The organism is Croceicoccus mobilis, assembly GCF_001661965.1.
Taxonomy (GTDB): Bacteria; Pseudomonadota; Alphaproteobacteria; order Sphingomonadales; family Sphingomonadaceae; genus Croceicoccus; species Croceicoccus mobilis.
Genome location: NZ_LYWZ01000022.1, coordinates 931,224 through 940,000, shown reverse-complemented (window position 1 = coordinate 940,000; position 8,777 = coordinate 931,224). Strand labels below are relative to the sequence as shown.

Genomic DNA, 8,777 nt, shown 5'->3' with positions numbered 1-8,777 from the left:
GCCCGTAGGGTGCTCTCGTCTGGTGTTGGCGTCGCGCGTATATCAGTTGCTAGTCGCTCCCATCGCCTCAGCCATTCGCCATGTCGAGCGCCAGCAAGACCGAATGAAAAAATGACCTGAAAGATGGTGATTAACGTAACCGAAAGGGCTGCTGTACGGCCCAGCCATTGTGGTCCGTGATCCATGAAGCTTAGAAACGCTCCCGTTCCGCAGATGAGCACGAGGGTAGTCAGCAGTTTGTCGAGATTAATTAGGAATGTTGCGCGGCGGCGGTGATAGCGGGACGAGTACTCCGCTCGAAACGCCAAGCGATAGCGCTCATCAAGACGCTCCTCCCTATTCATTTCTTGGGGCGGCTTGGCGGTTTAATGTCAGAGGTAATCTTGGTTGAATAAGCCTTCTTCCGCTCGCCGCTTAAATTGACACCTTTCTTGACGCGCTGCATCGTGCCTTTCGAGCCGCCGTCAGGATTTTTGGTTTTTTTAGTCATCGGGCTGCCCTTTAGAACTCCAGATCAGTTTTTCCGGATCATTCGAATCCACGATTTCCCAGTGCTCAAACCCTGTGAGGTCTGGAATGTGCTGGCGGATTTCCCCAGTCTCCAAGTTCAGGAAACCCATACGGAAACCACGTCCACGAGTGACCGGGAAATAAAGGCCCCCATCACTTGCGAAGATTCCTGAGCCCATGCCTTCGCGGGCGGTCGAGGCTGGATCCAGACGAGCTAACCCGTCGTCAACGATCAATGCGAAACCGGAGAATTGATTAGCGTAGATCCCAACTCCTACGCTTTCGGGAGAACTGTCATAGCGCAGCGGGATCACTAGCGTTGGATCATCATCGCCCTGCTCGGAGGCGAACCGGCCAGAAATGCACAAGACATTAGGTCCAGCATCCAAGTGATAGAAGAGCGCTCCCGGTGGAACCTCTTCGACACTCATGATTGTCGGAACCTTTACATTCATTACGACCCCCAGTTTTCTTCGAGAAAAAGCTTTCCCAAACCACTCACGCGCCCGCAAGGTCACCGCCATCGATTTCCGCGAAAAAAGCAGGGCAGAAGACAGGCATTCCTGATTTAAGGCGGTGAACTGGGACCCCAAGTTTACTCATCAGTAAATACCTATCGGCCTCTCAGGCCCTCTGGCAGTACCGGCTGACGCTTGCGGTAGAGATCCCGAACTGCTTCGCCGTCTGGGCAATGCTGGCGGCATTGGCCTTGCGCCAAGCCACGACTTCCTCGGGGTCCGCTGCAGGGAGACGGCCTAGGCTCACCTTGCCCCTGTGGGTCTTGCCAGTCTTCTCTAGAGACCTTCGGGCCTCCTCCCGTCCCGCTGCGGTCCTTTCAGCGATCCGGCGGCGCTCCATGTCGGCCACCTGCGCGAGAACAGCCAGGACCAGTTCACCCACGCCCCGGCCAATCGGCCCGAGGCCGTGAATGTCCACGGTCACCCCGGCGTCCAACAGGCGACGGACGGTGGCCTGTACGTCAAGCGCATCGCGGCCCAGCCGGTCCACCGCATAGACACAGACCGTGTCCCCCTCGCGCACATAGGCAAGGAGATCGGAGAAGCCGGGGCGGCTGGCAGCAAGCGTTGCGCCGCTCACGCCCTCGTCGGAGAACTCACGGTCGAAGGTGCCGCCCATGGCACCCCGCTGGGATGCGATGGACTGGTCGGTGGTGCTGACGCGGTAATAGGCAATGCGGGACAAGGCGGTCTCCATCAGAAGTTACCCGCGCCATATGAGGCATGCCTCACAATGTGTCAATGTATCTTGTGATGGAGAGGTGCAGGGCCGATTGGCCGTGCCTCACAAGGATCAACTTGTGAGGGTACGCTATGCATTGGAGGATACCGCATTGTAAACTTGATATTAAATGACTCATCTTACTCGATTTCGCAGGATCATTGGAGAGGAGACATTAGTGAAGTTACTAGTCCTGCTGATTTTCGCGATAACGCTTATTTCTTCCGTCATGACGGCCATCAACGGTTTCTTCCTTGGTGGCGCTGCGCTGCTGTTTGGGACATTGCTAGGGTTTTCAGCTGGCGCAGGAAGCAAGACCCATTTCTTGCAGGGAAATCCAATGCGGGGTGTCATTGTGGGCGGAATTATTCTCGCCATCGCAGTCGCCCTTCCCAATTATGCAAACGTTATAGTCAACATCCTGAGCTTCGAAATGACCGGAGGCTCATGGTCGATTCTTGCTGCTGTGTTGGGCTTCGCTGCTGCAACGCCAGCTGACACGATATCCCGGACTGCCATCGAAGCCGAAGACATAGCTTCTGAGCAGAACCCCCTGCCCTAGGTTAATGCCGCCGGAGCCGCCGGGCGAGCATTGCCCGTGATTATGGGGCGCTCAACCTCGGAAGCTCCGGCAGCACCCGGTGCACCCCCGCCCCACGGGGGGACACGCGGGCTTATCTTATTCGATATGGCGCTTCGGATTTTTTCGGCAAAACTAACCGGGCGCGGTCAGGCTGCCTGCAGTTCTTCCTGCATCCAAACCGGTGCCCAGTCTCCGAATGCTTCGTCGAAGGCATCTGCTTCCTCATCGTCTTCACCTTCGGGTTCCTGCAGGGCGTCAAGGGGAAGTCGGGACGGGGGCAAATGCCAAGACCGTTTCATTTCGCGGGTGCGGTCTAGAGTGGTAGTGGCTTGTTCGAGAATGCGGGCTGCATCGGCAGCGGCCTCGAATGTTTTGCAGATCTTCGCAGCGCGCCTGCAGGCCTCGCGTTCTGCATGGCGGCAGGCAAGCTCGGCGATTGAAATGAAGCCGGGGGTGTCTTTCACCCGCATGCGGTGCATGCCCTGCGGTGTCTCCTTCACGGCCTGCAAGGCCCTTGTGGATCTTCCACGCTTCATCGCCGCCCAGATGTCATCTCTGAGCGCGATGGTGCGCTCCTCGCGCTCTATGCGCTTGGCATGTTTGCGGTCGTCCCGTGCGGTTTGCTGACAAGCACTGCATCGAGACGTTCGCAGATCGCTGTCCGCGCGGCGGCGAGGAAAGTCGTCAATTGGCAGCAGACTGCTGCATCCGAAACAGAACTTGTGACCGGCGGGGACCGGAACGGGTGGCGTCTTGGCCATGGGGCAACTCCAGTGCAGCGTAAGGCCGCTTTTTTCTGGCATGGGTGATGGGGCGGGTGCGTTGGTCCCCGAGGGCGACACACCGTGCGGAAATGTCGCCCTTACGGGGCCTTTTTGGACCCTCTCGGGGCCGTTAGGGATCAGCCTTCGCTGACCTTCGGAACAGGACGGACGGCATAGAGGGCGCAGCGCGGCACCCCGCAGTCCTGCACCTGCTGACGCCAGCCGCCCGGTTCTTCCTTGTCGTAGGAACAGGACTTGCAATGGGCGTTGATTGCAGCGCGCAGGGAAATGCGATCAGCCATCAGCTTCCGCTCCCCAGACCATAGTCCTTGCGCCAATCCCGCGAGGTGACCGGCGTGAGACCGGGTGTATCGGCGGGAGTGACGTTGGAGACCGCAGGGTCTTCAGGCTTCGGAGGTTTGCTCGGGAGAACCGTCGGGGTTCGCCCAGGTGCTGTGACCGGCTTGCCCATGCTGACAATGCGCATCCCGTTACCGAGATCCGTGACGGACTGCTGGTGCCTTTCGGCGTAGGCGGGCGACCTCGGATCGTTCGGGTTCAGGAGCCGGGGCCGGTCCCAGACATGCTTGGACCGGATAACCCGGGCTGGACGGCCACGCATCAGCGCGGACCACCCGGCAGCATCTTGGCGCGGGCATGAGCCAGCGTGTTAATGCGCTCTTCGCGGACCATTTCAGCGGCACGGCGCTTGGCTTCGGCTGCGATGGCTCGCTCCTCGTCAACGCGCTTAAGGGTCCGTGCGGACTGATCCATTGCGCGCTGCAGACGCTTCGCCCCCTCAATACCGAAGCTGCCGTCCTCATTCATCAGAAGGCGCTGGCGGCGCTTGAGATCGGCGATGTTGGCGGCATAGCCCCGACGCCTCTCGGCGCTCAGGGACGGAACCTCGACAGGCTCGTTCTTCCCGGTCTGATCGTTAAAGCGGTTTTCGAAGTGGACGCGATCAAGCTGCTTCTGGAAATAGGCGATCTGGTCATGCATCTGGCGGAACTCGCCAGCGATCTCAGACATCTCCTTGTGGAACTGGGTGGCGGTTTCACCGACACCGGTCTGACCACGGCTGATGGCGAGTACCTGCCGGAACTTGGCCCGAACTAACTCCGGCTCGCGCTCTTCCCGCTCAGCGGGGGACAAGCCAAACAATTGATCTTGGATCTCGCGCTGGTGTTCCGGTGCAAGGGCTTCAATCGAAGGGGTGCTGTTTTTCAGATTGACGAAGTGACCGCCAGTGGACGGGACGTCATCGATGGGATCCATGGAAAGGATCCGGTCGGAGTAGGTCTGCAGGTCGGTGTCGTTGTCGGTGGTGTTATCATCAGCCATGGGGTTGGCCTTTCATTCTGGTGTGGGACTAGCGGGTGGGGATCCGCATGCGGTTAAGCTCGGCGATCCCGCAGGGTGCCGAGGGCGGAGAAAAATGGTTCCTTCTCCGAGGGTGAGGGTTATTTCAGAGAGGCCCCTGAACCGGGTTCACTGGAACGGGGATCTTGGAAGCGGGAAGGCTGCAGGTTCGACCAGCCATGCCTTGCGCATCATTCGGTTTCCCGACGGTGCCCTATAGGTTCCCCTAAAGGTTACATCCTTCAGTTCTCATCCCCCCCGAGGGTGAGGGTTAATTCAGAATGGCGGATTTCTGCGGGGATGCGAGGTGCCCGGCAAACCAAACGGTTTCCTTCTCCGAGGGTGGGGATTAATTCAGTAAGGCCCCGAAACCGGGGTATTGGGGTCGGTGAGTTGGCTGCGCTCAATGGTGCAAGCCCCATCCAGTCATGCTGCAGGCAGCGGCAGGGTAACTGCAGGCGATCCCTAGGTGCCCTTAAGGTACACCAACAGATCCCTATCCTGAGTTTCATCCCCCCGAGGGTGGGGATTAATTCAAACTGGCTGATTTCTGCGGGTTTGCGGATCGACGGCAGGACTTCCTTGGTGACCCAATCTTGGAAGACGGCGACACCGGGACGACTGCGCTGGGCGCGCATGATCAGCTTATAAAGGCCGCTCTCGCTGATGATGCCTGCGGTTGACCCGCCCTTCCCCCCGAAACTTACGGGGGTCATCCGGCCTTCGCTCTGGTCGAGCGCCCCCATATACTTTCCGGTGCCTCCCCTGACGTTCAGGCCGAGGCATCGGCAGGCATCCGCAGCGTGGAACCAAGGCTCCCCGTCGATCATCACATGGCGAAGCTGCTGGTCATTGAAGGTGTGCGCGAGTGCGGTGTTCCCCACTCTCCCGCAGATCAACTGTGGGAGTTAGTGCCCACGCCCACTTACCGCTCACAACCCCCAATCTGTTTGGGGGTAGCAGCAGCGATGGACGCGCCACCACCCGTAGCTAGTGAGATTGGAACAACTCAGCCCGCAGCCCCGGCATCCCTGAAAATGTGCCCGTCTTGCCGATAAAGTCGGAAGAGGCAGCCGAAAGGGGACCGCAGGTGCCGGAATGGGCAGGCCTATCGAAAAAGACGGGAAAACGGCGTCATTTCTGACCATCCCGCAGATGCGACAGGTCTAGCCCCGGATAGCGGATCTTCGCGACGGCCTCGGCCTTCTGGCGCATAGAAAGCCCATCGCCGTAGATACGGCTGGATCCCGGTTCTGTCCGTCGCGCCAATGCAAGCGCCGTCCGCTCGGGCAACTCAGCCTCGCGCAGCCGATCCTCGAAACAGTGCCGGAATGAGTGCATGCCAAGCTTGCGACCTTCCAGCCCCAGCTTCTTCACATGCGCGCTGAACCGCTCGCCTAGCTTCGCCCCAACCTGCCCTCGGCTATTGGCGGCACCCTCGGGGAACAGCAGGGTCTCTCTGGCGTCCCTGCGCGCTTCCACATGGTGCATGAAGCCAAGGCGGATCAATTCAGGGTGCAGCGCCAGCGTGGCGCGGGCATCCTTCGTCTTGAGTTTGCGGGTGTCGTAGGGCCGGATGTGGATCACCGGAATATCACCATCCGTGCCGACGTCCTCCACTCGCAGGCCAGCCGCCTCTCCGTTTCGCAAGCCATGGTACAGGCACAGCAGCGGCACCCAATAGCGCCCCGGCTTGTCCCGGTCAGGGGACCATGGAGCAGTCCACGGCCCTGATGCGAAGATAGTGTTCAGTTGCTCGATGGTGAATGGATCCCGGCGTTCGGAATCGTCCACCGGATCATAGACCGACAACCCCTCAAACGGACTTGAAGCAATCCATTGCTCACGCCTCGCCCAGTTGAACAGGGAGGCGATATGCAGGAGATACCCGTCATTGATCGTCTTCGGCGAAATGGTCTGCAGTTTGAGCGCCCTGCCCTTCTCCACCGCCTGCGGCACCGTCAGGCCCGCCAGTTCCTTCCGTTTGCCGATCTGCGTCGGCAGCTGCCTCAGAACCTCGACAACGTCCCTTGCGTCCTCACGGGTGATGCTCGCGACCGTTCGATCTGGGAAGACGTCACGCAGGAGCCGGAAGACGGCGGGCTTAGCTTTCTTCGTCGATCCGCTCCAGCCGGGGGCCTTATCGGCTTCGTAGGCGGTAATGAGGGCGTCGAGGGTTCGACCTTCGGATTGCTCGCCGGGGTCTGCCGGGGCATCTAGCAGGGCTGCGTCAGATGGGACGAAGTCCGCCTTCCCGTCCAGATTGGCTGCAGCGGCCTCATGGAGCGACACGAAGGCGCGCATCAGCATGCGGTGCAGAAACTCCAGCGAGGGCGATTCCTCGGGCAGGGTAATGTCAGCCCGCTTCATCAACTCCCGAGCGATGCCAGTCACTGCGCCATATTCGTTCCGCCCCAGCATGGCCTGCGCGCCCTTGAGCCGTTGGTGCATAAGCGCCTGCAGTTCCTGATGCTGGATCGGATCAAGCTGGCGACTGGTGACGTAGCGGGGAAGAGCCTCGCGATAGAAGTCCGCAGCCATGCGATGCGCTTCGGCATCCGACAGGGATCCTCGCGGCTGCGCTGACAGCCGATCCCGGGCCTCCTGCACCCGCCGCTCGTATTCCGCAGAGATAAAAGGGAGGCGCTGCTGCGCGAGTTTCCTGTCCTCTTCGCCCGTGGAGGCGTTGAACTCTCCCTTGAGAATCGCAGAAACATCACTCGGCCAACGCTTGCGCACCTGCCACTTCGCCGATCCCTTCCGGCGCGATAGCTTGAACATGTTCTCCATGCCTTCCGTGTAGCACATTTGTGTAGCAACGGGAGGGCGGAAACCCTTGTTTTTCAGCGATTTCTGAAGGTTAGCACCGGGTGGTGGCAGGGCTAGATTCGAACCTTCAAACTAAAGCCTTGTTTTGTGTATGTTTTATTAAGAGGAATTATAATTCCCCCACATCTACCCCCACAATTTCCGCAAGTTAAGTGGAAGTCACAATGATCCAGCTCAGGTGGTGCCCCACCAATCGAGCTACCTCCACAAACAGGGCTGGAGCCACGTAGATCAACCATTTACTACTGTATACACAAGGTCTAAACAACTGACGTAGTGAAAGAATTCTTTTTCCAGATAAAGCCCTGAGGGGGGAATAGAATTGATATGATGGGTGGTGCATTACCCATCGCTCATAAAAAATTTCCAGATTTTTTAATTAGCTGTCAAAAAAAATTGAATTTCATATTCAATTTACTGTCACAAACTTGCCAGTTTTGGTGTTTACCACCCCGTGACTCCCACTCGAAACGTAAACATCACCGTTACCGTCTGTGTAGAGGCCGGGACCGGATCGGGAAAGGTTTACCGGAGGGCTCGGCATATTCAGCGGGCTACTAGACGACGCACCGATATGTTGCCGACTAGCCGAGTCATTGCCATAGGAACTGGCCACCGAATTGCGAGCGCCTATCGGCAAGCTTCTGGCCAATGCGTCGCGCTGTGCTTGGTCGTATGCTGCAACTGATTCAGAATATGCATTGCTGGGCGCAGAATTTCTGATCTCAGATTGCGACATTTGCCGCTGTGGCGACGCCCAGTTGTTATAGCTCCCGCCATCCTCTCGATTCCTCTCCAGAATCTCGTTCACATCGGCGATGAAGGTGTCGTTGATTTCATCTATCGCGGCCTCTGAGGGGCCATCGGCAATGGTCCGAGAGTCAATAGCATCGAGAACAGCGAAGCTCAGTATCATCGCGCCGCAAACAAGCAGAACGGTTCGCCCCGTATTTTCCATCAATCTCCCCCTCAAGCAGCAAAAGGTAGATACATACTATAGTTGGTAAAATCGGACTATGTAAGTTGCGATCCGTCACTGCATGGATATGCGACAACTGGTCGGGAGCAATTTTGCACGCCTGCGCCGGCAGATGGGGTTCACCCAAGAGGAAATAGCCGCTCGATCCGGGTTCAGTCAGCAATACATCAGCAGCCTTGAGCGCGGGCAACGCAACCCAACCATCATCACCCTCTATGAATTAGCCCAAGCGCTTGGCGTCAGCCACGTCGATTTGGTTCTGCCAGAGGATCAGGTCGCTACATGACTGACGGAGGGTCGCGAGACGGTTGAGCATTTAGCCTGAGAAACCGGGGGGAACCCAGTAGCGAGGGCTTTGGCCCGATCCGGACCATTTGCGCCGACGCTCCCAACCTAGCTCGTGCAATACCGGACTAAGAAACCGTCCCTGCGTGCCGAGCGCACTCTCCAACTCGACCATCCCATAAGCGCGATTCCGGCTAACCTCAGGAACGGTCGCAAACCAATCGAT

The 8,777-nt window shown here is 58.4% G+C and carries 12 protein-coding genes (1 of these 12 only partly in view); 2 read left to right on the top strand and 10 right to left on the bottom strand.

From position 1 onward, the window contains the following. The 4 genes from A9D13_RS20540 to A9D13_RS12050 form a co-directional block, all read right to left on the bottom strand. Positions 1-344: the 5' portion of a hypothetical protein gene (locus tag A9D13_RS20540; RefSeq protein WP_156522029.1), read on the bottom strand. It extends 187 nt beyond the left edge of the window; 344 of the gene's 531 nt are visible here — the first part of the coding sequence; it begins with the start codon at positions 342-344; its stop codon lies beyond the left edge, outside the window. Continuing rightward, on the bottom strand, positions 341-490 hold the full coding sequence (locus A9D13_RS20535; RefSeq protein WP_156522028.1) for a hypothetical protein: 150 nt from the start codon (positions 488-490) through the stop codon (positions 341-343). The genes A9D13_RS20540 and A9D13_RS20535 overlap by 4 nt, the downstream gene beginning before the upstream one ends. After that, the gene (locus A9D13_RS12055) at positions 483-1,034 is read right to left on the bottom strand and encodes a hypothetical protein (RefSeq protein ID WP_156522027.1); all 552 of its coding nucleotides are present in this window, start codon (positions 1,032-1,034) and stop codon (positions 483-485) included. Before A9D13_RS12055 ends, A9D13_RS20535 begins: the two co-directional genes overlap by 8 nt. Before the next feature lie 100 nt (positions 1,035-1,134). Then, the gene (locus A9D13_RS12050; RefSeq protein ID WP_066774129.1) at positions 1,135-1,713 is read right to left on the bottom strand and encodes a recombinase family protein; all 579 of its coding nucleotides are present in this window, start codon (positions 1,711-1,713) and stop codon (positions 1,135-1,137) included. Between the two features lie 214 nt (positions 1,714-1,927). On the opposite strand from A9D13_RS12050, the gene A9D13_RS12045 reads away from it, so the two are divergent. Continuing rightward, positions 1,928-2,311 (top strand): hypothetical protein, encoded by a 384-nt coding sequence (locus A9D13_RS12045; protein ID WP_156522026.1) that lies wholly within the window; start codon positions 1,928-1,930, stop codon positions 2,309-2,311. Between the two features lie 167 nt (positions 2,312-2,478). Here the strand turns inward: A9D13_RS12045 and A9D13_RS20530 are convergent, their stop codons facing one another. The 6 genes from A9D13_RS20530 to A9D13_RS20520 form a co-directional block, all read right to left on the bottom strand. After that, a complete protein-coding gene (locus A9D13_RS20530) occupies positions 2,479-3,093 on the bottom strand; it encodes a hypothetical protein (protein WP_156522025.1) in 615 nt (204 codons plus the stop codon). 140 nt (positions 3,094-3,233) lie between these two features. Next, complete coding sequence (locus A9D13_RS20525; RefSeq protein WP_156522024.1) at positions 3,234-3,398, bottom strand: hypothetical protein; 165 nt, start codon at positions 3,396-3,398, stop codon at positions 3,234-3,236. A gap of 319 nt (positions 3,399-3,717) precedes the next feature. Further along, positions 3,718-4,440: a hypothetical protein gene (locus tag A9D13_RS12035; RefSeq protein ID WP_066773784.1), complete on the bottom strand. Its 723-nt coding sequence runs from the start codon at positions 4,438-4,440 to the stop codon at positions 3,718-3,720. A gap of 260 nt (positions 4,441-4,700) precedes the next feature. Then, complete coding sequence (locus A9D13_RS12030) at positions 4,701-5,342, bottom strand: BRO-N domain-containing protein (RefSeq protein ID WP_216635502.1); 642 nt, start codon at positions 5,340-5,342, stop codon at positions 4,701-4,703. Between the two features lie 250 nt (positions 5,343-5,592). Further along, positions 5,593-7,248, bottom strand: a complete 1,656-nt coding sequence (locus A9D13_RS12025) for a site-specific integrase (RefSeq protein WP_172808156.1) — start codon at positions 7,246-7,248, stop codon at positions 5,593-5,595. 448 nt (positions 7,249-7,696) lie between these two features. Then, positions 7,697-8,245 carry a hypothetical protein gene (locus tag A9D13_RS20520; RefSeq protein WP_156522023.1) on the bottom strand — a complete coding sequence of 183 codons (549 nt, stop codon included), beginning with the start codon at positions 8,243-8,245 and terminating at the stop codon, positions 7,697-7,699. A gap of 82 nt (positions 8,246-8,327) precedes the next feature. Here A9D13_RS20520 and A9D13_RS12020 point away from each other — a divergent pair, with 82 nt between their 5' ends. After that, positions 8,328-8,552, top strand: coding sequence for a helix-turn-helix domain-containing protein (locus tag A9D13_RS12020; RefSeq protein ID WP_066773778.1), 225 nt, complete (start codon positions 8,328-8,330; stop codon positions 8,550-8,552). Positions 8,553-8,777: the final 225 nt, after the last annotated feature.

Bases quoted from the DNA above. Each gene is read 5' to 3' on its own strand.
- A9D13_RS20535 (WP_156522028.1), bottom strand. From the start codon at position 490: ATGACTAAAAAAACCAAAAATCCTGACGGCGGCTCGAAAGGCACGATG.
- A9D13_RS20520 (WP_156522023.1), bottom strand. From the start codon at position 8,245: ATGGAAAATACGGGGCGAACCGTTCTGCTTGTTTGCGGCGCGATGATA.
- A9D13_RS12035 (WP_066773784.1), bottom strand. From the start codon at position 4,440: ATGGCTGATGATAACACCACCGACAACGACACCGACCTGCAGACCTAC.
- A9D13_RS20525 (WP_156522024.1), bottom strand. From the start codon at position 3,398: ATGGCTGATCGCATTTCCCTGCGCGCTGCAATCAACGCCCATTGCAAG.
- A9D13_RS12020 (WP_066773778.1), top strand. From the start codon at position 8,328: ATGGATATGCGACAACTGGTCGGGAGCAATTTTGCACGCCTGCGCCGG.
- A9D13_RS12025 (WP_172808156.1), bottom strand. From the start codon at position 7,248: ATGGAGAACATGTTCAAGCTATCGCGCCGGAAGGGATCGGCGAAGTGG.
- A9D13_RS12055 (WP_156522027.1), bottom strand. From the start codon at position 1,034: ATGGCGGTGACCTTGCGGGCGCGTGAGTGGTTTGGGAAAGCTTTTTCT.
- A9D13_RS20530 (WP_156522025.1), bottom strand. From the start codon at position 3,093: ATGGCCAAGACGCCACCCGTTCCGGTCCCCGCCGGTCACAAGTTCTGT.